Raw genomic sequence first — 23,749 nt, 5'->3', positions numbered from 1 at the left:
CTTCAGCTTGTGTCCGGGCGCGAGGTGGGCATAGCGCAGCATCATCGCATATACTCCGAAGCCGAAAACAGAGGAGGCCGAAGGGCGCTGACGCGCGCCCCGCCCCTGCCTGTTTGCGGCGAATATCAGCCCTATTCACCGCATAATGTGCGGTGAATAGGGCTGATAGGTTTATGGATTGCATGAAACGCCAAGTGCGGCTTTCCAAAAACCGGAATTTATAAACTCGACATCGGTTTACGAATCCGGCAAAATGCTAAGTATGGCTATGCGTTCTGACCATAAGTTAAACCGCCTCCAGCAGGAACTCCCCGAGGGACTCCTTGCCGATGCGGCATGGATGGAAGCCCACGGTTATTCATCATCTCTGCGCAGCCAGTACGTTCGCGCCGGTTGGCTCACCAGTCCGGCGCGGCGCGTCTATCGCCGTGCGCGCACCCCGCTGACATGGCAGCAGACCGTTGTCTCGCTCCAGACCGTGCTCGACCTGCCCCTGACCGTTGGCGGGCGCACCGCGCTCGAACAGCAGGGCTACGCCCATTACCTGTCGGCTTCGGTGCGTGAGGTTCACCTCTACGGGCCGAAGCGCCCGCCGACCTGGCTTGCCTGCTTGCCGCTCGATGTTGCTTTCCGCTGGCACAACAGTCTGCGACTGTTTCCCGGCGATGCCGATGCGCCGCCCGAGCCAAGCCCTGTCATGGCCGGCGCCGCTGGCCAGACCTTGCCTCTGCACTATTCCAGCAAGGAGCGCGCCGTTCTCGAATTGCTCGACGAACTCCCCGGGCACGAGAGTTTCCATCAGGTCGATGCCCTGATGGAAGGCATGAGCGACTTGAGTCCGCGCCGCCTGCAAACGCTTCTTGAATCCTGCGCCAGCGTCAAGGTGAAGCGGCTCTTCCTGTTCTTCGCCGACCGCCACCGCCATGCGTGGCGCTCGCGTCTCGATACCTCGCGCGTCGATCTCGGCGCGGGCAAGCGCGTCCTTGTCAAAGACGGCAGGCTGGACTCGCGCTACCAGATCACCGTTCCCGCCGATCTCGAGGCGCATTGATCGCCATGGCTTTTCTCGACACCTACCGGCAACAGGTCGCCCTTCTCATCCGCGTTCTCCCGTTCGTTGCTGAGGAAAGAGTCTTTGCCCTCAAGGGCGGCACGGCGATCAACCTGTTCGTGCGCGACCTGCCGCGCCTCTCGGTCGACATCGACCTCACCTATCTGCCGGTCGAGGATCGCGCCGCCTCGCTCGCCGCGATCGACGCCGCCATGCTGCGCATCGCGAAGCGGATCGAGAAGGGCATACGCGGTGCGCGGGTCCATGCCTCGCGCTCGGCCGGCGAGAACATCGTCACCAAGCTGATCGTCCGTGCGGACGAGGTGCAAATCAAGATCGAGGTGTGACGTGGTGCTGGAAATCTGGACAGGGTGTTAAGCTCATCCCGACCTAAGGAATGGACGGGAATGAAGAAGACGAGAAAGCGCTACAGCGCGGAATTCAAGGCGAAAGTTGCGATGGAGGCGATCCGTGGTGAACTGACGCTGGCGGAACTGGCTGCGAAGCACGGCGTCCACCATACGATGATCGGGGGATGGAAGCGTCAGGCGGTGGACGGGATGGCCAGCCTGTTCGACGGCGGTGAGCAGGCGTCGAAGACGGAGACCGAAGCGGAAATCGAGAAGCTGCATGCCAAGATCGGGCAATTGCTGGTGGAGCGGGATTTTTTGGCGAAAGCCTCCGGTCGATGAGCGCGGGCCAGAGGCGATTGCTGATCGAGCCTGCTCACCAGCGCCTGTCGATCGCGGCGCAGTGCCGCCTGCTGTCGATCAGCCGGTCTTCCTATTATTATACGCCTGCGCCTCAGAGCGAGGAGACGCTGGCGCTGATGCGGGTAATCGACGAGACGTTCATGGACTGTCCGTGGTACGGCAGCCGGCAGATGGTGCGGCACCTGCAGCGGCTTGGTCATGCGGTGGGCCGCCGCCGGGTACGACGGCTGATGGCGCAGATGGGGCTGGCGGCGATCTACCAGCGCCCGCGCACGAGCGATCCGCACCCGGAGCATCGGATTTATCCCTATCTGCTGCGGGACATGAAGATCGAGCGGCCCAATCAGGTGTGGTGTGCGGACGTGACATATCTACCGATGCGCCGAGGCTTCCTCTATCTCGTTGCGATCATGGATTGGGCCACCCGCAAGGTGCTGGCCTGGCGATTGTCCAATACCATGGACGCGGCTTTTTGCGTCGAGGCTCTGGAGGATGCCATGGCCCGCTTTGGCAAGCCGGACATCTTCAACACCGATCAGGGCAGCCAGTTCACTTCGCAGGCCTTCACCGGCGTGCTGCGGGCGGCCGAAGTGAAAATCAGCATGGATGGCAAGGGGCGCTGGATGGACAACGTCTTCATCGAGCGCCTGTGGCGCTCGGTGAAGTACGAGTGCGTCTATCTGCACGCCTTCGAGACGGGTTCCGAACTGCGCGCAGGCCTGTCCCGCTGGTTCGCCTATTACAACCATCACCGGCCTCACTCACGCCTTGCAGGCAAAACCCCGGCAGAGGCATATGGGCAAATCGACGCTTCAGATCATGGGGGGCATGCCCCCCATGATCTGATCACCAGAATGGCGGCGTAAACAACAACCGGATGAGCTTAACTTAGCCGCAAACCTGTACAGGAAGGCGGGACCACCTCACTTCGCGCCTGGGAGGACGGTGGCGCAGGTCGCACGGGATAACGGTGTTGGCCTGGGCCTGTTGCACTATTGGCGTCGACAGGCGCGGGCAGCGGGCGTTGTCGAGGAATTGCGGCTCGTACCCGTGACGGTCGTTGCGGAAGCGGAGCAGGCGAGCCAGACCGCCGGCATGGAACTGATCGTGCGCGACGTGACCGTTCGTATCCGGGGTGCGATCGAGGCGGACCATCTGCGCACGGTGCTGGCGGCGATCCGCGCGTGATCCCCATCGATGGAAGCGTGCGGATCTATGTGGCCACGCAGCCCGTAGACTTCAGGGCCGGGATTAACCGGCTCATGGGACTGGTGACGCATGTGCTGGGCCATGACGCCTGCGCCGGGGATGTCTTCGTCTTCCGCAACAAGGGAGCAGATAAGGTCAAGCTGGTCCGTCATGACGGGTCCGGCGCGGTTATGGCGACGAAATGGCTCGACCATGGGAAGTTCCATTGGCCGCCGGTGCGAGGTGGAACGCTGGCTCTGAGCGGGGCGCAGTGCGTGGCGCTGCTGTCTGGTCTGGATTGGCAGAAATTGCCGTCGCAAGAGGCCCGTCGCCCTGCATTTTATGGCTGAAATCGGTGGTTTTTAAGTGGCGGCGGGAAGCCTGTGTGGTATAGGCAACCATGCCCGCCGGAGCCGACGATCTTTCTGAAAATATTGAGCAAATGGCAGCCTTGGTGTGTGAGCTCCGGGCTGAAATTGCACAGCTGCGCGCACTGCTCAAAGGCGTAGGCCATCAGGCCTTCGGCAGCCGGTCGGAACGCGCCGGCGTCATCCTGGGAGATCAGGGGCTGCTCGATCTGGGCGATCTGGTCAGCACGCCGGTCACCGCGGCGAACGACGACGAGGTGGCCGAGGAACGGCCCTTGATCCGGCGCCCGCGCAGGAAGCGTGGCATGATGGCATTACCCGCCCATCTCGAACGGGTGGAGCGCGTGATAGAGCCCGAAGCGCTGGATTGCCCCTGCTGCGCAGGCAAGCTTCACAGGATCGGCGAAGACGCCAGCGAAGCTCTCGACTGGGTGCCAGCCATCGTGCGTGTCATCCGTACCGTGCGACCGCGCTACGCCTGCCGCAACTGCCGTGAAGGCGTGGTCCAGGCGCCGGCCCCGCGCCGCGCGATCCCCGGCTCGATGGTCACCACCTCGACCCTGGCCTGGATGGCGACGGCGCGCTTCGCCTGGTCGATCCCGCTTAACCGGCAGTTGCAGATGCTGGCAGGGCAAGGCGTCATTCTCGACCGGGCCCTCCCGAGCCGATGGATGCGCAAGGTCGCATGGTGGCTCAAGGCGCTCTATGAGCGCCTGCTTGCCTACATCCATGGTCAATCCCGAATATTCTGCGACGAGACCCGGATGCCGGTTCTCGAGAAGGGACGAAAACGAACCCGGATCACACAGTTCTGGGCCCATGCCTGCGACGACGGACCCTGGTCTGGCCCGGCAAGGCCCGCCGTCGCCTATATCCATGCGCGCGGTCGCGGGCAGGCTGAAGCGCGCCAGCAGCTTGCCAACTATCAGGGCATCCTGCAGGTCGATGGGTACGCCGCCTACAAGGCGCTCGTCCGCAAGGGGGCGGAAGGGATCACGCTTGTCTTCTGTCTGGCTCATACTCGCCGCAAGTTCGTCGACGCCTACCGCAAATCTCCGTCGCCCGAAGCTGCCGCGATCATCGCCCTGATCGGTGAGGTCTACGCCATCGAGGCCCGGGTGCGCACCGGCAGCGCAGCAGAGCGCCTGATCGCCCGTCAGGCCGAGGCCCGGGAAGCGATGAACAGGATCAAGGCCCAGATCGACGACATACTGCCCAAGCTCTCGCCCAAATCCGATCTGGCCAAGGCGATGCGCTACACGCTCAATCATTGGAAGGGGCTGACGCTGTTCCTGGAGGACGGTCGCATCGAGGTCGATACCAATACCGTCGAACGCGGCATGCGAAATGTTGCCCAGGGCAGGAAGGCGAGCCTCTTCGCCGGCAGCGAGGAAGGGGCCCAGACCTGGGCTGTCCTGGCGTCACTTCTCCAGACAGCTCGCCTCAACGGCCTTGATCCGTACACATGGCTGAGCGACGTTCTGGAGCGGATCGTCTCGGAGAAGGTGAAGATCAACGAACTCGACAGTCTCCTCGCCTGGAACTGGCGCCCTGCACACGAGCCGGTTAAGGCCTTGGCGGCATGAGATCCAAACGGCACGCATCCGGGGGCAGAACCCTCTCGCTCGAGCAACTCGAGATCTGGCTGGACGCCCTCGACCCGCCGGTTGCCGGCGTCTCCTCGATCGACGGCTTCCTCGCTGCGCTGGCGGCAGGCCCTTGCGTCATCGATCCCGACGTATGGCTCAAGAGCATCCTGCGCGAACACACCCGAAGCGCGAGTTCGGCACCTGCACGCAGAACGATTCTCCAGCGCTACAACCGCATCTGCATCGAGCTTGCCGAGCAGCCGGAGATCTATGCGCCGATCTATATGCGCACCGAGGATGGCGAGGTGTTGCTCGAGGACTTTGCCAACGGCTTCTTTACCGCGATGCATCTCGACATGAATGCCTGGACCCCCTTCGTAGATGATCCCGAGTTCGGCTTGCCGCTAGCCGCCATCCTCGGCCACAGCACCCTTACCGGGGGGGCCTCCTTGATCGAGCAACTCGACGATCCGTCCGCCAATCACGCTCTCGCCGATACCTGGCGCATGGTGCCCGAGATCATCTCGTTCCTCCATGACCACTGCGCCTTCGCACGAACCATGACGGCGCTCTGACGGCTACCTCGTCAGCTCCTGCGTGGGGCCGGTGCAGCGGTTACATTGCACTCGAAATCGGTTTGTAAGCACCCGATCGCTTTCAGCAACGTAAGCGAAGGCGAGGTTAATGCGTTAATTTGTTTCTGCTGCGCATACCATGTTCAAAGTATTGAAGAATTCTGGAAATTCTTCATGTTAATTTTGGCGCTGTCTTGGTTGCCGCTACCACTCAGCGATCTGCATTTCGTCCCCAAGACATTTTGGCACCAAACTGCGATCCTAGCGGCCATAGCGGTAGCGTAGCCGCGCTTTCGCTACAGAAACTAACCACGAAAACAGCGGTTTTGTGCGCTTTCGCAAGCGTACAGCTTGGAATCGTAGCGAAATAGCCGTTGTCGGGTACGCATTGCTGCAAAAGCGCTGGCTGGCACGGAGATAAAAAGGGCGCTGTTGAATATCTTCCCGCACCGCCATGCTATCGCTGCTACCGCGCCGTAGCGCGCGCTGGCCGCAACGGCTATTTTTGCTACGGCACCCCTGTTTACGCGCATTTGTGCGGGATTGGGGCCGCTACGAAGGTAGCAAGAGCCCCCGAAATCCGCCGCTACGAACCGCTACGATCCAGTCAACGCTGTGGTTAGCTCCATTCGATGATCACTGGGGGAGCAACCGTGACGAACCGGGTCTTGGAGCCCGGCGATTGCGTCACGCGCAGTCTCCCATGGTCCTGAAGAAGGCTCAACGCATCATCAATGCGCTTACCGCCGCGCAGGGCATTGGGTCCCTTCTGTCGGATTGTGTTCACTGTGATAAGCGTTTCGCGTTTCTGGCGGATTGCCTCCTTGTGTTTCTCCACCAGCCAACCCTCAAGCAGCTCTGCGTTTCGCAGATCCTCAGTCATTTCAGATTTTCGACCGAACCTAACGGCCTCGTCGAGATACCAGCGCATCAAAGAGCATGCGGAGTCCATGGTGCTATGCTCGATATCACCGAATGGACCACCATACTTCGTGAAGACGTGGAGGCAGCATGCCAGCCGAGCCGCGTTCTCCGCCGCTTTGCTCGCAACATCCTTGATGGTCGAGTATTCGCGGTCACCCCCAATGAATTCTTCCACCTCATCGTGGAAGCAGATCCAAGCCTTCTGTGCCCCGGCATCCAGACCCACGGGGTGAGTCACCAGCCTGCCCAAATCATCCTTCAACGCATGGAGTTGTAGAAGCGAAGTGACGCGCCGCTGGAATTCATCGAGCGATGGCATCGCTTCTGGTTCCTTGTAAAACCGCAGACCTTGGGTGCTTTCAGGATGGCTGAACAGAAACCGGGCGAAAAATCCGATACCGCGCGCCAGCCCTTCGGTCTTCTGAAAGAAGCTATCGAGGACGCTTGGCTGGACCATTAGACCCATCGTGACGCGGACGCTCTCGATATAGGTTTCCCCTCTACCGACGCGACCTTCATTTACCGGTCCTCCGTCCCACAGTTGGTTAAGCAGTCCCAAGTTTCGTTTGACGCTTTCCGCCTTCATGGAATGCCCACCGAAGATCACACCGGCCTCAGAGCTGATGAAGGCCGCAATCGGGTACTTCGTCAGGTGCGAAACGAGTGCTTCAGCTGACGTGGTGCTGGAAATCTGGACAGGGTGTTAAGCTCATCCCGACCTAAGGAATGGACGGGAATGAAGAAGACGAGAAAGCGCTACAGCGCGGAATTCAAGGCGAAAGTTGCGATGGAGGCGATCCGTGGTGAACTGACGCTGGCGGAACTGGCTGCGAAGCACGGCGTCCACCATACGATGATCGGGGGATGGAAGCGTCAGGCGGTGGACGGGATGGCCAGCCTGTTCGACGGCGGTGAGCAGGCGTCGAAGACGGAGACCGAAGCGGAAATCGAGAAGCTGCATGCCAAGATCGGGCAATTGCTGGTGGAGCGGGATTTTTTGGCGAAAGCCTCCGGTCGATGAGCGCGGGCCAGAGGCGATTGCTGATCGAGCCTGCTCACCAGCGCCTGTCGATCGCGGCGCAGTGCCGCCTGCTGTCGATCAGCCGGTCTTCCTATTATTATACGCCTGCGCCTCAGAGCGAGGAGACGCTGGCGCTGATGCGGGTAATCGACGAGACGTTCATGGACTGTCCGTGGTACGGCAGCCGGCAGATGGTGCGGCACCTGCAGCGGCTTGGTCATGCGGTGGGCCGCCGCCGGGTACGACGGCTGATGGCGCAGATGGGGCTGGCGGCGATCTACCAGCGCCCGCGCACGAGCGATCCGCACCCGGAGCATCGGATTTATCCCTATCTGCTGCGGGACATGAAGATCGAGCGGCCCAATCAGGTGTGGTGTGCGGACGTGACATATCTACCGATGCGCCGAGGCTTCCTCTATCTCGTTGCGATCATGGATTGGGCCACCCGCAAGGTGCTGGCCTGGCGATTGTCCAATACCATGGACGCGGCTTTTTGCGTCGAGGCTCTGGAGGATGCCATGGCCCGCTTTGGCAAGCCGGACATCTTCAACACCGATCAGGGCAGCCAGTTCACTTCGCAGGCCTTCACCGGCGTGCTGCGGGCGGCCGAAGTGAAAATCAGCATGGATGGCAAGGGGCGCTGGATGGACAACGTCTTCATCGAGCGCCTGTGGCGCTCGGTGAAGTACGAGTGCGTCTATCTGCACGCCTTCGAGACGGGTTCCGAACTGCGCGCAGGCCTGTCCCGCTGGTTCGCCTATTACAACCATCACCGGCCTCACTCACGCCTTGCAGGCAAAACCCCGGCAGAGGCATATGGGCAAATCGACGCTTCAGATCATGGGGGGCATGCCCCCCATGATCTGATCACCAGAATGGCGGCGTAAACAACAACCGGATGAGCTTAACTTAGCCGCAAACCTGTACAGGAAGGCGGGACCACCTCAAGCTGTATCATCGACACGAAGCATTTTAGCTGTCGGATCAGGCTTTTCAGGCGGATCACCTCGATCAGCACTGTCGGCCTTTTCCCAAGCAGCCATTTCCTTTCTATATTCTTCTTCAAGCTCCTTCTCGCGCTTCCGCTGCGCTGCTTCCCAATCCCGAATCGGTTTCATGAAGAGGCTATCCACGCTGCTCTTGCGCTCGCCGCTCTCTGCAACGCTGAGGAAGTAGAGAGAGGCCGGTCCAGAAAGGATTCGATTGCGGCGAACGCTGAATTGAGTTTGCACCGCGGCAGACACCGCTGACAAAGCGCAAGCCGCGACAAGTGCAACAGGTGCCTGCATGCAGTCGGCAACCTCCCGTACTGCATCGCCAATTACACCGGGCAACCGTTCCAACGGATAGTCGAAGGGACGATCTTCCTTGCGAAGGGGCTTAGGGTTCCAAGCTACAAGGCTTGCCACGGCGTCTAGGTTTGCATTCGATAGGTCAGCCACGGCACGCCTCCTCCCGGTATGACCGGGATTCAGGAAAGGCAGATCGCGTCAGGTGACTTTCCAATGCAGAACGATTTTTCGCGATATACGCTGGGTGCGATTGTCGGGCAGCGGGGTTGCAGACCGAACCGCTGATTTCGTAAGTAAAGCATGTCATGTTGATCTCTCCAGCGGCAGGGTCGCTCGAACGGTCCTGCCGCTACTCATGAGGGGCAGGTTCAGGCGTCGCCGGGGTGACCGACTGTTGCGGCACTGGTGCTGGCAAACTTTCGTTCCGCCTTCCAGGTCTCAACATCGGCTAGGTCGTATCGGACGCCTGCCTGCTTGGAATCGGACAGCTTCGTAAATTTGGGCCCGCGGCCCCGGACTCTCCAGAAGCGAAGGGTAGCCTCCGTCACGCCAATCAGGGCTGCGGCTTGTTTGTGGGTCAGGACTTTGGCTGACATACAGGTAACTCCAGCATAGCCCTGCATGCGGTTCGCGCATCATGCAGAGCGTCATTAAGCTGTAGTCACCAGCACCAGAGGAACACCCTCTGGCAGAGTGTCCGGGGCCTAGGGGGCTTTCACCCTTGCGCCTCACCGGCTGCGTTTCCGGGACTTTTCTCGTGGACGGGTGCCGGCCCCGATCGATGCAAAAAGCAACGACAGTGCTCTGTTAGCACAGGCTAGCGGATAATGCTTGGATAATTTGCACCTTCGCACCCGCAACCACGAGTGGGCGAAAATCCAAAAAAGCGTAGGAGGGAGAGGCTTCAAAGCCGCCCGAACTCGATTCAAAAAAGCGTAGGTGGGGTGCTCCCTCGCTGCGGCTCCAGCATCGCCCCGGCCCGCATGGACGCAACTGGCTCTCGGCTACGGGGCCGCGTGGGGCGCGATCGGCGCGTGGCCGTCCCTAACCCGGCAGCAAGCTGGTTTCGGGGCTGTAACCGGCCCTACGCGGCTCCAGCTGCATGTAGCGGAATCACGTTTCTGCTGGCAGCGACTTCGGCTTGCTGCTCGATCCAATCAGCGATGCGTTGCACTTCCAGTTGCAGCCATTCGAGGCGGACGAGATCCAAATATGCCCGCGCCGTAATGTCTTCCTGCGCCGGTTTGTGACCGGTTAGAAGATCGACACGAATTTCTCAATGAGACATTCCCGCATGGCGTAATTTGTGAATGACCGGCGAAGGTCGTGAAGCGAGAGATGTTTCCCGACAATACCACTGATCGCTTCCATGGGGGCCCGCGCGTCAGTGATGTGGCCACTCTTCGACCAGCTAGGGAACACGTACGGACTAGGTTCCGGGGCGTCCTCGCTCTCTTTAGGTTCGGGTCTGCGCGACTTTAGAAGGGCCACCGCTTGCGACGAGAGTGGGAGCCAGATGGGATCGCCACGTTTGCGGTCGTCCAGATGCCACCAACAATTGGATGGATCGTTATCGTCGATGTTGACGCGATCCCATGTAAGCGTGGCCATCTCATCCCGGCGGGCACCCGTCAGCAACGCGAAGATTGTCAGGTCAATTGCAGCCAGCGCTTCCTTGTTCTTAGGTGTTTTGCGGGCTTCATGTAGCTTGTTCCACACCTCACCGATCTTGCGGCGGTCAATATAGCGTTCGGTACGTGAACCGAGCGGTGCCCAATGGTCTTTAAGCACATCAACGGGATTGTGCAGCACAAGCGGGCTGCCATCAGCGCGGCGGTATTGGCGGCTGGCGAAGTTAATGAGGATGCGGAGCGTCACCATCGCGGCGTTCGCACTGGCGGGCGCCGCACGCGTGCCTCCCAAACCATGCCGAACGAGTTCCTTGTGGCGGTCGAGAACCATATCTCGCGTAATCGAGATAACGGGGATGTCCTTCCACCCCTTGAACACTTTTTCTACATGGCGCCGGTATTCAGCTGCGGTGCTCGATTTCAACTTCCCGGGGCGATCGATATATGCGCTGAGCGCCTCTCCCAAGGTCACTTTCATTGCCTCGTCCTGACGCTTCAAATCACGGGGATCCAAGCCCATCCGCATCGTGCGTAAGTGCTCACGGGCAATATCCCGCGCCTGTTCGACCGTAAAAACACCGTATGGGCCAATCGTGATACGGGCTTCCTTCTTGGATCCATCTACCCTGCCTTGGACGACAAATGTCGCTTTGCCTGTCGGTGTAACTCGGAGGCCAAATCCTCTCGGCTGTTCATCCCAAAAGAGCGTGTCGCACTTCCCACCTGGCTTAGCGACCCGATCAATTTGTGCCTTGGTGAGCCTCATCTGTGGCATCGGATCGCTCCTATTCATAAGCGTGCCATAAGCACCGCACGCAAACGAATGCTAACATGAGCCCTAGATAAGGTCCACATTTATTGTTTAATTTCTGATACTTGACTAGCTTACGCTAACATGCGCTATCATGTGGCAACACCATGCAGACCAAACTCTTAATCAGCGGGTCCTAGGTTCGAGCCCTAGTGCGTCCACCACCCCTTCTTCGAAATCACGCGCAGCGATCCCGCCAGAAGACTTCGCCAGCCTATCGCTTGCTGACGGTCAGTGTGCTGCCAAGCCCCGATTCCGCCCGGGCATTGCCGGCAGGCGCCGAGCGCGTTTCAGGCAGGCCGAAGCTCGCCGCCAGTTCCTCGATCACGCGGGCCTTGATCGGCTTGCGGAACTCCACGCCGATCCGGTCTTCGCGCAGCCATCGCACGGAACCTTCGACATTGCGAAGGGTCGCGAAGCGCAAGGAAACATGCTGGCCCTGCGCGAAGCGATCCGCATTGCCGATCACGCAGCAGCCGCCTTCCGAAATGTCGCCCAACTCGACATCGAAGACCTGCCAGCTGGACTGGCGGCAACGGCCATGCAGCAGAACGGTCAACCGCCGGTTGAGGCGATCGCAGTCGGCAATCTCTTTCATCGAAGCCCCTATTTGCGCTCGGAACTGGCGCTGAGGCTTAACAGCCAGAAGTAAAACTTCGGTTGCGCAGCAGGTTCGGATCAGGTCTTTCCGTCGTCAACCAATGCGGCCTCGGACTCAGGGGATCCCGTGCCGGCAATGCGCGCGTCGATGTCCGCCGCCTTTTCCCGGATCTTCTTGCTTGCCGCATCGTAGCGCTCATCGAAGTCCGGCTCGCTGTGGCAGGCGGCTAGCGTGAGGACGGCAAACGCCAGGAAGGCGAGCCTGCGCATCAATAGTTCTTCTTGATGCGCAGGTTCACGCTGTTGACGCCCGAACCGCCAGCCTGACTCAGCACCGATAGCCACTTGGTCACGCTGACCTCGAGCTGCGTCGCGGTAAAGCCGCGCGCATCGGTGATCAGTTCGACATAGACGTCGTCGGTCAGATACTGACCTGCCGCCAGAGCCGTACCCCGGCCCGATGCCTCGTCCGCACCCAGGATGCGCAGGCGGTCGATCCCCGTGGCCGAGCGCAGTTGCCCGAGCGGATTGAGCCCGCCCCCGGTTGAGTTGAGAGAGTTGAGCGAGGATGCCAGCTGTACCGCCTGGATCGCCGAAAGGTTGGCGATGGAGCTGCCGAACAGAATGCGCGAGAGCACCTCGTCCTGCGGCAGGCTGGGCGTCGAGCTGAAAGTGATTTGCGGGCTGTAGGCCCTGCCGCCCACTTCCACGGTCACGTCGACATCGTCGATCGATTCCTGCGCGGTGATCGCCACCGCGGGATCGATGGTCCTTCCGCCGTTGAACGAGATCACGCCTTGGGTCAGTTCGAACGAGCGTCCAGCGAACCCGAGCGTACCGCGGATCAGTTCAACGTCGCCGGCCATCGTCGGCGCCGCACTGGTACCGCCGATGGTGAAGTTCGCCTTCCACTCGGACTCAAGCCCCATGCCCGAAACATAGAGCTTTTCCGGCGCACGCATGCGCAAGTCGAGGCGTAGCCTGGAGAACATCGACGAGATCGGTTCAGCGGGCTCGTCACCGGTAATGCGTTCCGGGCCGCGCCGCGGCTTGAAGCGCACTCCGGTCAGCCGCGGCACTTCGGCCGAGCCTTCTCGCACGATCTGGTAGCGCGTTTCGGGAAGTCGCAGGACGCCGGAAAGAAGCGCATCCTCTCCGGCCTGCTTGCTCAGGCGCAGGTTGCCGGTCGCGCTGGCGGAAATGGAACTGCTGCGCGCTAGCCGCGCTTTTTCCAGCTCAACCGAGATGTCCATCGGATAGCCCTGGTCGGCGGCCAGGCTGACAAAGCCGTTTGCGCTCAACGTGCCATCGCCTGCCTTGGCGCTCAGCGATTCCAGTTCCATCCGGTTGCCGTCGAACTTGCCCGCAAAATTGAGCTTGGACAGCCGCGTGCCGTATGTCTGGTTTTCGTAGACAAGATCCTTGCCGCGCACGATGCCGTTCAGGCAGGGATCGGAAAGCTTGCAGGAGAAGTCGGCCGCCAGCCCCATCGGGCCGCTGAGGGTCTGCCCCGACATTCCCGCGAACGAGAACAGGGTATCGGCCGGGCCGTTGTATCGGATACCGCCGCCCAGCGGGGCATCGAGCAAGCGCTCGGTCCACGGGCCGCTGCCGGGCGGCAAGGGCCGCAGGCTTGCGACCATGCGCCCGATGACGGAACCACTGCGCCGGAACACCGCCCTCGCCTCACCGCCGTCAGCCAGGAGCTTGCCGACGAAATTGATGTCGACAGGCTGGCTGACGATGTCCGAACTGGTGCGGGTAAAGTTGTTGAGCGTCAGGCGCGCATCGGCACGAGGAAATGCGGCGGGATCGGCCTGCGCAAAGTCGAGACTGCCGCTCGCCGAACCGCCGAAGCCATACCCGGGCAGGAAAGCATTGAGCATGGTCATGTCGATGTTCTCAAGACGGCTCTGCAGCTTCATGCCGGCGCCATAGGTGCCCGCGATCTTGGCCGAGCCACCGCCGAAGGCCAGCTTGGTCGGCAAGAGTTCGTATCCGTCTTCCTTCGGCAGGATCCTGGCAGGCGACGTGGTCTTGACGCTCTGACCGCGAACCTTGCCGTCAAGCGCGATGCGCCAGACATCGGGCTGCAGGTCACCGTTCAGCGCCAGCTTGAAGGGTACGCCGCTATAGCCTTCGAGCATCGCTTTCGCCTTGCCCCGGCCATTACGGTAATCGATCAGCGCGCGCGCCACGGCGATGCGAAGCGCCCCCATACGGGTTCCGGAAATCTGGGCGTCGGCCACCAGACTGGGCTGATCGTAGAGGACCGCGCGCCCGTCGATGATGGCGGAACGGATCGTCAGGTTCGCAGGGCCGGCGAAAGTCGAATCCTGCGCGCGCAGGTTGAAGTCGATGGCCTGGTATTTCCGCTCGGCCGAGAGGGTCAGAACCCCGTTCACACCGTTGCCTGTGGCAGTCAGCTCACCGGCAAAGGGGCCACTGCGGGTCTGGCCGAGCTTGCCTGCGAAGGCGACGCCGGAAAGATTGGCCTCGTTGATCTGCAGGGACATCGCCTGCCCCATGCCCAGCGTGACATCGGCCTTGAGCGGGCCGTAGTCGGTATCGCCGGTCAGGGCTAGGTTATAGCCGCCCCGCGCACCGGTCACCCGCGCATCGAGATTGGCGAGGCCGATGCCGAGGTTGGGCTTGTCCGCCGTGATATGGGCGTCAGGATCGGCAATCGTCCCGGCCACGCGAACGCCGATCGCTCCGTAGCGATCCGAGGTCCCATCGGCGACGAGGGAAATGCGCCCGTCAGGCGACCAGAAGCCACGGCCGCCGCGCACCTTGAGGTCCGGCGCGGTCATCTGCAGGTTGGAGAAGCGCACGACGCCATCGGTGCCGTAATTCACGTGCGAGGCCGCTGCGAAATTGCCGCCGAGATAGCCCTTGAGGCTGTCGTTCAGCAGGCGCGTCGATTGTGCCCGCACCGTACCGTCCAGGGCAAAGCCGTTCCCCTTGCTTTCGAGGTCCATGTCGGTGCGGATGTTGAAGATGCCCACGCTGGCAAGGCGATAATTGTCGATCTTGCCGTCGATGGCGCCGGTGTAGAGCCCCTTGCCGACATCGGCGACAAGGATCAGCCCGGCATCGATACGATCGGAGCGCAGCCGCATGTTGTCGGACAGGATGCGCGCCCCGTCTATCGCCAGATCGCCGTTGAGGCGGACATTGGGCAATGTCCCGCCGGCCACCGTATCGAGGCCGGTGATCCGCTCGACCCGCGCCGAAACAGGGATCATGATCTTGCCCGCGTCAACCCGCGCGGCGCCTTCTGCGACAAAGCCCTGCAGGCCCATGTCGTTCATTACCAGCCGGCTCGCGCTGATGCGATAGCCGACCCTGGGCGCGGTGAAGGCTCCGTCCAGCGTCAGGATAGCGCGAGTGCCCGCTCCGCTCAGGTTCTTCGCCAGGGCAGAAGGCTTGAGCAGCACGAAAGCCAGTTTGAAGTCCTCGAAGCTGTTGTCCGAAAGGTCAACGAGGCCATTGGGGGTGAGGTTGAACGTGTCGCTGGAAATCATGCCCGACACGTTCGCGCGCCGGTCCGCCAGCACTGCCTTTACGTCGATACTGGTGACTGGACCGAGCAGGTTCGCGGTCGGCCCGCTGAACATGCGTGCAAAGCGGGTCGGTCCCTTGATCGCGAAAGTTCCGTCGCGCGCAGTGAGATCCAGCCGCGCGAGATCCCCGGTTCCATAGTTCGCGGCGAGCTTGCCGTTCCAGGCGGCCCATGTGCCCTTGCCGTTGACTTCGAGCGTCAGCGGCTGCGTCAGCCCAGCCAGTGAGGCGATCACGCCTCCCGTCGGCGCGTCGAGATCCAGGCCGATGCCCAGACGGTTCTGCTTCGGCACGGCATCCAGCGAGAGATCGAAGCGATCTCCCCCCTCCTTGCCGGCAATCGCGATCGTCGCGCCCTTGGTGTCCACTTGTGCCCTGCCGTCGGCGATGTGCACCTTACCGGCGAACGACATGATCCGCCGCTCGCCCGATACCGCCGGCTCGAAGACGAAATTGTCGACGCGCATCGCGCCCACGTCGATATCGAGATCCGGCAGCAAGGGCGCATCACTGGGCGGCGTCTCGCGAAACTGCGGCGCCCGGCGCAGGATCATGCGCTGTGCCGTGGCGCTGCGCACGTTCACGTGATTGCTGAAATAGTCGAAGGGATTCCAGTCGACGTGGATCTCGGGCGAGAACAGGAACTCGCCCTTGGGATCGCGCACCGACAGATCGTGCAGGGTCATCTTGCCATAGAGCGAGCCCTCGATCCGCCCGACCAAGATCTTCATGCCGTTCTCGAATTCGAGAGCGGCTATCTGGTCGGCGACGAAACGCCGCCCCGGTCCGGTATCGATGCCGAAGATCACCAGGACCGCAAGCGCCACGATGCCGATGCCGATCAGCACAACGGTCTTGAGCGCGCGCACCTTGGCGCGCTGCAACAGCGAGGGCCGTTCGATCACGACCGCTTCTTCCATGGCCGGAGGGGGCGTTTCGGCGGGAATGTCGTCGTTTTCCGCCATCAGAACGCCTGTCCGATCGAAACGTAGATATTGATCCGCGATTCCCCGGGACGGCGCGCCAGCGGCGTTGCAACGTCCAGCCGGATCGGACCGAAGTTCGTATAGAAGCGGCCGCCGATGCCGACGCCGTACCGCAAGTCGGAGAACTGGGGCATGGTCTCGCGATAAGCCTGCCCGGCATCGATGAAGCCGACAATACCGTAATTGCCGAAGCGATAGCGCAGCTCGGCAGATGCCTCGTTGAGGCTGCGCCCGCCGACCGGATCACCGTCGGGAGCCTGCTCGCCCAGCTTCTGGTAGGCGAAGCCGCGAACCGAACCGCCGCCGCCGGCATAGAGACGCCGGGACGGCGCAATGTCGAAAAGCCCTACGCCCTGGATCGTGCCCAGTCTCATCCGCCCTGCAACCACCAACTGATCGGAGATCGGGTAATAGGCCGAGGCATCCAGTCGCGCACGCACGTAAGGGTTGAATCCCTTGTTCACGGTCGTCTCAGGCTGGACCAGCGCAGTCAGGCGATAGCCCTTCGTCGGGTCGAGGAGGCTGTCGGTCCGGTCGAAGCCGACCTGTCCGTTCACGCCGGCAATGTAGAACGTGCGGCGCGACCGGTCTCCGGTAGCCGCGTCGAAATCGGTCTCGGAAGTGGCAAGCAGTTCCACGCCGAAGGCATAAGTGTATTTCTTCTGCCAGATCGGCGTGGAATCGCGCCCGATCTTGGCCGCGAGGCGTCCGGTATAGGCGCTGTACGCATCATAATCGTTGTGGAAGGCCTCGGCGACCACTTCCAGCGTGCGATCGCGCTTGCCTGCATTGGAGCGGCGGAAAGTGACGCCCACACCCTGCTGGCGCGTACCGGCTACGGCATTGGCAATTAGCGCGCCTTCGGGCGGGAAGAAATTGCGGTGGGTCCAGCTCGCCTTGGCCGTGATACCCTCGCCAGCGGCAAAACCCAGCGATCCGGCAATGGTGCGCGGCGGGCCTGCATCCTGCTTCACATGGAGATCGACGTATTCGGTGCCCTCCCCGGCTGCTTCGCCGGTCTTCTTCGGTTCGACCGAGACCGTGGAGAACAGGCTCGTCGCGATCAGCGCCTTGCGCAGGTCGTCGACCTTCCGGCTGTCGAACAGATCCCCGCGCTTGAACCGACTGAGGACCTCGATGTGGTGGGCATCGAAAGCGAGGTCGCCGTCGGTGGTGATCCCGCCGAAGCGGCCGCGCGGACCGATGTCGACGGGCAGCGTGTAAACCCCTTCGCCGGTCTGCCGATCGAGCAGGATGTCGCGCTCGCCCACAGCTGCGAAGGGATAACCGTGTTCAGGCAAGGCCACGGCAATCTGCGCCTCCGTACCCTGCACGCGATCGGCGACGATCGGCTCGCCCGGCTTCAGCGCGACATTGTCCTCGATCAGGTGGGGCGGCACGGTGGGATCGGCCTTGATGACGATGTCGGAGAAGACATAGCGCTTGCCGGGGCGGACCGTCAGTACGGCCTGAAGCGGCTGGCCGTCACCCTGGGTACCGCGATCGATGCGGGTGCGCACGCGCGCCAAATACCAGCCTTGGGCCGCGAGAATGTTCTGCAGCAACTCGCTGTCCTCGGTCAGGCGCGCCGAGATCATCGCGATATTGGCGGCCTTGCCATCGCCCTTCCTGAGCGCGGAAAGACCGTTGAACTGGCTCTTGAGATTGACCCCCGTCTCGTCGTCCGCGGCTTCCAGTCCCTCGATGCTCACCTTGTAGGCGACCTCGACGTCCTGCTTCTCCTCGTCGGCATTGCGATCGAATTCGACCGGCGTCACCTCGAACCGGTCGAGCGGTGGCAAAGGGGCAGTCAGTTCTGCATCGCGCACGGGCGCATCGCCGATTTCCTCGGCCCGGTCATGGTCGGCAAGGTCCGGATCGCCCAGCGGAGCCTCCTGCCCCTCGCCGGGCTTCGCATCGGCCTGATCCGCCGCCAAGCGGCGCTCGAAGGCCTCGATCGATTCCAGTGGCTTGTCCAGTTCGGGATCGTCGGCCTCATCGAGCACGGGGACCGTGGAATTGAACTCGTCGTCGCCGATGACCGGATCGAGTTCCGGCAAGGTCACGTCAGCCGGAGGCGCGGGAACGGGAACCTTTCCGGCTTCCAGATCGATATCGCCAGTGGATCCGGCTGCATCGCCAGCTTGCGCGGAAGGCTGCGCCGGAGAGTGTCCAGCGCCTGACGAGACCTGGGCATGCGCAACGCCTGTTGCCATGACCAGCGCCACCGAGAGAGTTGCAAGGCTCGGCGCGGAAAGGAAACGATGGTTGCGCACCCGCCGGGAACAAGGTGAATTGCGATCCATTAGCCAAGGCATGAACTGTACGACGAATCTTCCCCTTTTGAAGCCGGACCGGACGGCTTTTCCTGAAATTCCCTATCGCTTTGCAACAGGGAAAGTTCCCCGTAAGATTCGACAAGATCATGGAAACTAGCACGCCGCCTCCTTCGGCGCAGCCAGGCGCTAACGCAAATTCCCCCTGGTCCATGCCGCTTTCGGCCTGGGGGGGTGTATTGAAGCGCGTCTGGATCATGAGCGGCTTTCACGAACTGGGCCTGCTCTCCGCCGGACTGGCCTTCTATTGCTTCCTTGCCCTCACGCCCCTGATCGCAGCCACTGTGATGATCTACGGCCTGATCGGCGATGTCGATACCGTCAGAAGCCAGATGGAACGAATCGCCAAGGTGGTTCCGCCCGAAGCGGCGCATATCCTGGAACAGCAGCTCATGCAGATCGTCTCGACCAGCTCCGGCGTGACCGGGCTGGCGCTTTTCATAGCGCTGTTCTTCGCGATCTTCGGCGGCATGCGCGCGGCCAACGGAATGATCAGTGCGCTCAACATCATCAACGAGGAACATGAAACGCGCGGCATCTTGTCGACGATGATGCGGGCTGCCTGGCTGACACTCGCCGGCGTGATGATTGCGCTGACCGGCGTGCTGGCCGGAGGCATCTTCGCCTGGCTGCAGACGCAGACCAAAGTCTATCTCGGCGGCTCGACACAAATGCTCTTCAAGGCCCTGACCTGGGCAGCCGCCGTAGCGCTGGGCAGCGCAGGATTTGCGCTGATCATGCGCTACGGGCCTGACCGCCGCCCCGCCAAATGGCGCTGGCTGACGCCTGGCGCCCTGCTTGCCACGTTGCTGTGGATCGCGGTGTCCTTCGGCTTCTCCCTCTATGTCGCCTACATCAGCGACTACAATGCGACGTACGGCTCGCTCTCGGCCATCGTGGTCTTCCTGATGTGGCTGTTCCTCTCCGCTTACGGCGCGCTGCTCGGCGCGCTTCTCAACGCCGAGATCGAACGGCAGACCTTCCGCGATACGACGATCGGACCGGAACGTCCCCCGGGCGAGCGCGGGGCGATCCTCGCCGATGTCATCGACAGTACCATTCCTTCGGTGAGCGAACTGGAAGGGCGCAAGCGTCGACGCGGCGACATTGCCCGCCATCAGGCGGACTGACCGCTTTCGATGCAGACCGGACGGCGCTGCTCGTCCAGGAGAATGACCAGATCCGCGCGTGCGGGCATTTCCTGGAGGATATGCCGAGTCAAGCGCTCGTAATGACTGATGAAGCGGGAGATACCTGCCTCGTCCATGAGAGCCCCTCCCGAAGGGGCGGACCGGGCCAGATCCCGCTCCTGCTCCAGTCGCCAGGCATACACGACTGCGAAGTCCGGCGCCGCGATCAGGACGAGGCGGTCGAGCCTTGCGAACAAGGACGCGTACCTTCCTGCCATTGCGGCATTGACGTAGCGCCGCCAGCGTCCGTCTGCATCCTCGCGTTCTTCGAGGCCGTTCACTGGTGCTGCGAGGTCCTCTTCGCGCTGGGGAGCGGCGCCTACGCACCAGCCTTCGAAGATCAGGACCTCGCAAGCCTCGGGTGCACTCGGCCATTCGGACATTGCCGCGCGATCGTCCCTTGCCTTGTCGAAGCGGGGCAGGCGCGCCGCCTCGCCCCTTTCCAGCGCATCCATGACCCGCAGGCCCAGGCCCACGTCATGTGTCCCGGGAACGCCTCGCGTGGCCAGTAGCGGATGCACCGAACGGGCAAGTTCCGCTCGCTCTGCACGGGTGAGGTAGATGTCGTCGATGGAAAGCGCGGCGGCGCGCAGCCCCTTGCCCGTGCAAGAGGCTAGAACAGCCCTGGCCAGAGTCGTCTTGCCGCTCCCCTGCGCGCCGCACAGCCCAATCACCACCGGCCGACGAGCGGATTCGCCAAGAGCCGCATCGATCTGGCTCATCACCGCCGCCACGACGCGCGGATCGGCCTTGCTCATGGAACGAATGTCGCTGCCTGCCCCTGAACGCGCCCTTCCTCGTCGATCAGGTTCCACACGACCGCCGGCCCGATCCGAAACCGACGCCCCTTTGCCGTGATGCGCACCCCGGCATAGTCATCGATGAATCCTTGCGCCGTGACCCGGTCGAGCAGCGCCTGTCGCTCCTCGCGCAAGGGAGCCTCGGCGGAAAGGCGCGAGGGCATCGCCGTAAAACTCGAAACGTCGCTCTCGAATGCCGCCAACGCACAGGCATTGCCGAAGAAAAAGACCGGATCGGTCTCGGTACCATGGGCAAGCAGTGCGAACGGCGCATTCCAAAGACCGGCCACCACATCGTCGCACGGTGCAATCAGGTCCCGGCCAAGCAAGCGCCGGTAACTGGAAGCAAGCAGCGCGATCCGCTCTGCGCGGCGGGGTTCGCGATAGATCTCAGGGACATCTTCCGTTTCCGTTATCGACACCTTGAGTACCCCAACCTTTGCCTTTCGGACTATTTCTGACAGGAGCGCGGAACGCCTGCAATGGGTGGCCTTTCCTCCTCGGCCGGCATTGCGACGAGGACATCCTTCACATCGAAAATGTCACTTGAATTTTGATGTGAGAGGTTCATATCAACTTCACATCATAATGTGAACAACGGTGATTCCCATGTCTGGCAACATAATCGAACAAGTCCGCAAGCTCGTGACCGAGGGCGGAATGAGCAAGGCGGGCCTCGCCCGCGCCGCCGGCCTCCACGCCAACACCCTGCGCGATTGCACCGAGCCGGACTGGAACCCCACCGCCGATACGCTGGGCAAGCTCGAACGCGTCCTCTTCTCCAACGACGACCGGCAGGTCCTCGTGCCGATCGAGGAAATCATCGAGGAGGCCCGCAACGGCCGCATGTTCGTCCTCGTCGACGACGAGGACCGCGAGAATGAGGGCGATCTCGTCATTCCCGCGCAGATGGCGACCCCCTCGGCGATCAACTTCATGGCCACCCATGGCCGCGGTCTGATCTGCCTCTCGCTCACCAGCGAGCGTGTCAGCCAGCTCGGCCTCGACCTGATGAGCCAAAACAACGGCACGCGCCACGAGACCGCATTCACCACCTCGATCGAGGCGCGCGAAGGCGTCACCACCGGGATTTCCGCCGGCGACCGCGCGCGCACCGTCAGCGTCGCGATCGACGGAACCAAGGGCAAGGACGACATCGTCACCCCGGGCCACATCTTTCCGCTGCGCGCGCGCGACGGCGGCGTACTCGTCCGGGCCGGCCACACCGAAGCCGCGGTCGACATCTCCCGCCTCGCCGGCCTCAACCCCTCGGGCGTGATCTGCGAGATCATGCGCGACGACGGCACCATGGCGCGCATGGACGACCTGATGACCTTCGCGCGCATGCATGACCTCAAGATCGGCACGATCCGCGACCTCATCGCCTATCGCCGCAGGCACGACCGCCTCGTGGAAACCAAGAACGAGCTGGTGTTCAACAGCCGTTACGGCGGGCAGTGGGTCGCGCGCAGCTTCGGCAACAAGGCCACCGGCGTCGAGACCATTGCCCTGATCAAGGGCCGTATCGATCCGTCAAAGCCGACGCTGGTGCGCATGCACACCCTCTCGGTCTTCTCCGACGTCCTCGGCGAAGACTCCGAAGAACGCGGCGAACTCCTGCATCGCTCGATGGAAATGATTGCCGGTGAAGGCGCCGGCGTCATCGTCATCATCAACCGCCCGATGGACAGGTTGATGTCGCGCATCATGGAAATCAAGCAGGAAGCGCGGGCCGGACGCACGCCCGACCTCGAGGAACTGCGCGACTACGGCGTCGGGGCGCAGATCCTTGCCGAACTGGGCATCCATGACATGATCCTGCTGACCAACACCCACCATTCGCTCGTCGCGCTGGAAGGCTATGGCCTCAACATCGTGAGCGAACGCGCCATTCCCGCGCATCCAACCGAAGGAGCGAATTGACATGGCCCGTTTCCTGATCATCGAGGCCCGCTTCTACGACCACCTCAACGACATGCTCGTGGCCGGCGCCAGCCAGGCGCTCAAGGCCGCCGGTCATGGCGTCGACGTTATTACAGTACCCGGCGCCCTGGAAATTCCCGGCGCGATTTCGCTGGCCGATGCTTCGGGCGATTACGACGGCTATGTCGCTATCGGCGTCGTAATCCGCGGCGAGACCTACCACTTCGAAATCGTCGCTGGTGAAAGCGCACGCGGCATCATGGCATTGACGATGGACGGCATTGCCATCGGCAACGGCATCCTCACCGTCGAGAACGAGCAGCAGGCACTGGTCCGCGCCGATCCGGCACAGAAGGACAAGGGCGGCGAAGCTGCCAAGGCGGCCATCGCCCTGCTCGAGCTGCGCGAACGCTTCGGCGGCTGATCGATCGGCCGGGTTCGGGTGCCGTGAAGCGAGCGCCCGAACCCGGACGCGGCCGCCCCCGGACGCACCCGCAAGCGGCATGACGGCTCAACTGCAGTGACGGACCGAGAAGGATCAACTTAAAAATCCTCGCCCGTGCTTATTTGCAGACAAATTCGGCCAGATAGCTGGTCAATAGGGAAACCAACTTAACCCTTACAATATGTTCACTTATGGAACATTGTCATTTATACTGTTTCAACTTGGACGGTTTATTGTACCCATCCAACAATAGATGGCAAAGTCAGATCCTGATCGGAGCCAATTGGCAGCAGGCTTGAGAAGCGCGAACGAACGCTTTCGCCAGTTGTCTTTCGGCATCTGCATGGTCTGAAAGGCAAGCGCCTCGCCTCACGGAGGTCACTGAGTTGGACAGGAAAAATTGCGCTGCGGGGCTCATTCCCGCGCTTGAGGGCATGCTGGTGGAGTTCGACCGCCTCGACGTCCCTGTCGCCGCAGCGCATCTCGATGCGGCCATCGCCGCGCTTGCCAAATCCTTCAATCTCGAAAGATGTCCGTCCGAAACGGATGAACCTGCGCGAGACGATCTCGCCACGGCGTGACATTGATCACCCCGGGTTGCGGCACCGAGAATGAAAACCATGCCGGAACAAGTTTTTGGCACGGATCATCCTGGGTTCCGCGAACGTGGGTTCAATCGCTGCGGATCTCCCTATCGCAAGGACCATCGGTGCCTTGCGCGATCCCGGCACGCAATTGGGTG

At 62.0% G+C, this 23,749-nt stretch carries 23 protein-coding genes; 13 read left to right on the top strand and 10 right to left on the bottom strand.

What is annotated here, in order from left to right; genetic code table 11:
* Positions 1-262 precede the first annotated feature (262 nt).
* The 7 genes from JI59_RS00795 to JI59_RS00765 all read left to right on the top strand — a co-directional run bounded on the left by JI59_RS00795 (position 263) and on the right by JI59_RS00765 (position 5,484).
* A complete protein-coding gene (locus JI59_RS00795; RefSeq protein ID WP_007010925.1) occupies positions 263-1,051 on the top strand; it encodes a type IV toxin-antitoxin system AbiEi family antitoxin in 789 nt (262 codons plus the stop codon).
* Positions 1,052-1,056: 5 nt separating this feature from the next.
* On the top strand, positions 1,057-1,398 hold the full coding sequence (locus tag JI59_RS00790) for a nucleotidyl transferase AbiEii/AbiGii toxin family protein (protein WP_039856925.1): 342 nt from the start codon (positions 1,057-1,059) through the stop codon (positions 1,396-1,398).
* A gap of 60 nt (positions 1,399-1,458) precedes the next feature.
* Positions 1,459-2,630 (top strand): IS3 family transposase gene (locus tag JI59_RS00780; protein WP_085997526.1). Its coding sequence is split into 2 segments (ribosomal slippage): positions 1,459-1,723 and positions 1,723-2,630, totalling 1,173 coding nucleotides; the frame shifts between segments, so codons are not numbered across the junction.
* 79 nt (positions 2,631-2,709) lie between these two features.
* Positions 2,710-2,952 carry a hypothetical protein gene (locus JI59_RS25895; protein WP_007015833.1) on the top strand — a complete coding sequence of 81 codons (243 nt, stop codon included), beginning with the start codon at positions 2,710-2,712 and terminating at the stop codon, positions 2,950-2,952.
* Positions 2,949-3,302, top strand: coding sequence for an IS66 family insertion sequence element accessory protein TnpB (gene tnpB / locus JI59_RS00775; protein ID WP_038575295.1), 354 nt, complete (start codon positions 2,949-2,951; stop codon positions 3,300-3,302). Before JI59_RS25895 ends, tnpB begins: the two co-directional genes overlap by 4 nt.
* A 50-nt stretch (positions 3,303-3,352) precedes the next feature.
* Positions 3,353-4,906, top strand: coding sequence for an IS66 family transposase (tnpC, locus tag JI59_RS00770; protein WP_007015831.1), 1,554 nt, complete (start codon positions 3,353-3,355; stop codon positions 4,904-4,906).
* Positions 4,903-5,484, top strand: coding sequence for a UPF0149 family protein (locus tag JI59_RS00765; RefSeq protein ID WP_007015830.1), 582 nt, complete (start codon positions 4,903-4,905; stop codon positions 5,482-5,484). Before tnpC ends, JI59_RS00765 begins: the two co-directional genes overlap by 4 nt.
* Before the next feature lie 619 nt (positions 5,485-6,103).
* Here JI59_RS00765 and JI59_RS00760 read toward each other — a convergent pair.
* Complete coding sequence (locus tag JI59_RS00760) at positions 6,104-7,099, bottom strand: DUF3987 domain-containing protein (protein ID WP_081976325.1); 996 nt, start codon at positions 7,097-7,099, stop codon at positions 6,104-6,106.
* Between the two features lie 45 nt (positions 7,100-7,144).
* Here JI59_RS00760 and JI59_RS00750 point away from each other — a divergent pair.
* Positions 7,145-8,316 (top strand): IS3 family transposase gene (locus JI59_RS00750; RefSeq protein ID WP_085997526.1). Its coding sequence is split into 2 segments (ribosomal slippage): positions 7,145-7,409 and positions 7,409-8,316, totalling 1,173 coding nucleotides; the frame shifts between segments, so codons are not numbered across the junction.
* Positions 8,317-8,373: 57 nt separating this feature from the next.
* On the opposite strand, the gene JI59_RS25475 is transcribed toward JI59_RS00750, so the two are convergent.
* The 7 genes from JI59_RS25475 to JI59_RS00715 form a co-directional block, all read right to left on the bottom strand.
* On the bottom strand, positions 8,374-8,871 hold the full coding sequence (locus JI59_RS25475; RefSeq protein WP_052117806.1) for a DUF3987 domain-containing protein: 498 nt from the start codon (positions 8,869-8,871) through the stop codon (positions 8,374-8,376).
* A 218-nt stretch (positions 8,872-9,089) separates the two neighbouring features.
* Entirely contained in the window at positions 9,090-9,317 is a 228-nt protein-coding gene (locus JI59_RS28155; RefSeq protein WP_052117805.1) for a helix-turn-helix transcriptional regulator, read from the bottom strand.
* A gap of 658 nt (positions 9,318-9,975) precedes the next feature.
* Complete coding sequence (locus JI59_RS00735) at positions 9,976-11,145, bottom strand: tyrosine-type recombinase/integrase (RefSeq protein WP_007010928.1); 1,170 nt, start codon at positions 11,143-11,145, stop codon at positions 9,976-9,978.
* Positions 11,146-11,377: 232 nt separating this feature from the next.
* Complete coding sequence (locus JI59_RS00730) at positions 11,378-11,761, bottom strand: PilZ domain-containing protein (protein WP_038575287.1); 384 nt, start codon at positions 11,759-11,761, stop codon at positions 11,378-11,380.
* Between the two features lie 80 nt (positions 11,762-11,841).
* Positions 11,842-12,033 carry a hypothetical protein gene (locus JI59_RS00725; protein ID WP_007010931.1) on the bottom strand — a complete coding sequence of 64 codons (192 nt, stop codon included), beginning with the start codon at positions 12,031-12,033 and terminating at the stop codon, positions 11,842-11,844.
* Complete coding sequence (locus tag JI59_RS00720) at positions 12,033-16,292, bottom strand: translocation/assembly module TamB domain-containing protein (protein ID WP_007010932.1); 4,260 nt, start codon at positions 16,290-16,292, stop codon at positions 12,033-12,035. The genes JI59_RS00725 and JI59_RS00720 overlap by 1 nt, the downstream gene beginning before the upstream one ends.
* Positions 16,292-18,529, bottom strand: a complete 2,238-nt coding sequence (locus tag JI59_RS00715) for an autotransporter assembly complex protein TamA (protein WP_138921217.1) — start codon at positions 18,527-18,529, stop codon at positions 16,292-16,294. The genes JI59_RS00720 and JI59_RS00715 overlap by 1 nt, the downstream gene beginning before the upstream one ends.
* Here JI59_RS00715 and JI59_RS27260 point away from each other — a divergent pair.
* Both JI59_RS27260 and JI59_RS00710 read left to right on the top strand, forming a co-directional pair.
* Positions 18,528-18,749: a hypothetical protein gene (locus JI59_RS27260; RefSeq protein ID WP_203226073.1), complete on the top strand. Its 222-nt coding sequence runs from the start codon at positions 18,528-18,530 to the stop codon at positions 18,747-18,749. The two genes, JI59_RS00715 and JI59_RS27260, sit on opposite strands and share 2 nt — an antisense overlap.
* A 97-nt stretch (positions 18,750-18,846) precedes the next feature.
* Positions 18,847-19,779 carry a YihY/virulence factor BrkB family protein gene (locus tag JI59_RS00710; RefSeq protein ID WP_007010934.1) on the top strand — a complete coding sequence of 311 codons (933 nt, stop codon included), beginning with the start codon at positions 18,847-18,849 and terminating at the stop codon, positions 19,777-19,779.
* Here the strand turns inward: JI59_RS00710 and JI59_RS00705 are convergent.
* Positions 19,767-20,597, bottom strand: a complete 831-nt coding sequence (locus tag JI59_RS00705; protein WP_007010936.1) for a kinase — start codon at positions 20,595-20,597, stop codon at positions 19,767-19,769. The two genes, JI59_RS00710 and JI59_RS00705, sit on opposite strands and share 13 nt — an antisense overlap.
* Positions 20,594-21,061, bottom strand: coding sequence for an MEKHLA domain-containing protein (locus tag JI59_RS00700; protein ID WP_007010937.1), 468 nt, complete (start codon positions 21,059-21,061; stop codon positions 20,594-20,596). The genes JI59_RS00705 and JI59_RS00700 overlap by 4 nt, the downstream gene beginning before the upstream one ends.
* Before the next feature lie 187 nt (positions 21,062-21,248).
* On the opposite strand from JI59_RS00700, the gene ribB reads away from it, so the two are divergent.
* The 3 genes from ribB (at position 21,249) to JI59_RS26590 (ending at position 23,588) form a co-directional block, all read left to right on the top strand.
* The gene (ribB, locus tag JI59_RS00695; RefSeq protein WP_038575285.1) at positions 21,249-22,562 is read left to right on the top strand and encodes a 3,4-dihydroxy-2-butanone-4-phosphate synthase; all 1,314 of its coding nucleotides are present in this window, start codon (positions 21,249-21,251) and stop codon (positions 22,560-22,562) included.
* Position 22,563: 1 nt separating this feature from the next.
* Positions 22,564-22,986, top strand: a complete 423-nt coding sequence (ribH, locus tag JI59_RS00690; RefSeq protein WP_007010940.1) for a 6,7-dimethyl-8-ribityllumazine synthase — start codon at positions 22,564-22,566, stop codon at positions 22,984-22,986.
* A 407-nt stretch (positions 22,987-23,393) separates the two neighbouring features.
* A complete protein-coding gene (locus tag JI59_RS26590; RefSeq protein WP_138921218.1) occupies positions 23,394-23,588 on the top strand; it encodes a hypothetical protein in 195 nt (64 codons plus the stop codon).
* The last annotated feature ends 161 nt before the right edge of the window (positions 23,589-23,749 follow it).

Source organism: Novosphingobium pentaromativorans US6-1, assembly GCF_000767465.1.
Classification (GTDB): domain Bacteria; phylum Pseudomonadota; class Alphaproteobacteria; order Sphingomonadales; family Sphingomonadaceae; genus Novosphingobium; species Novosphingobium pentaromativorans.
This window is presented reverse-complemented; position numbering and strand designations above follow the sequence as displayed.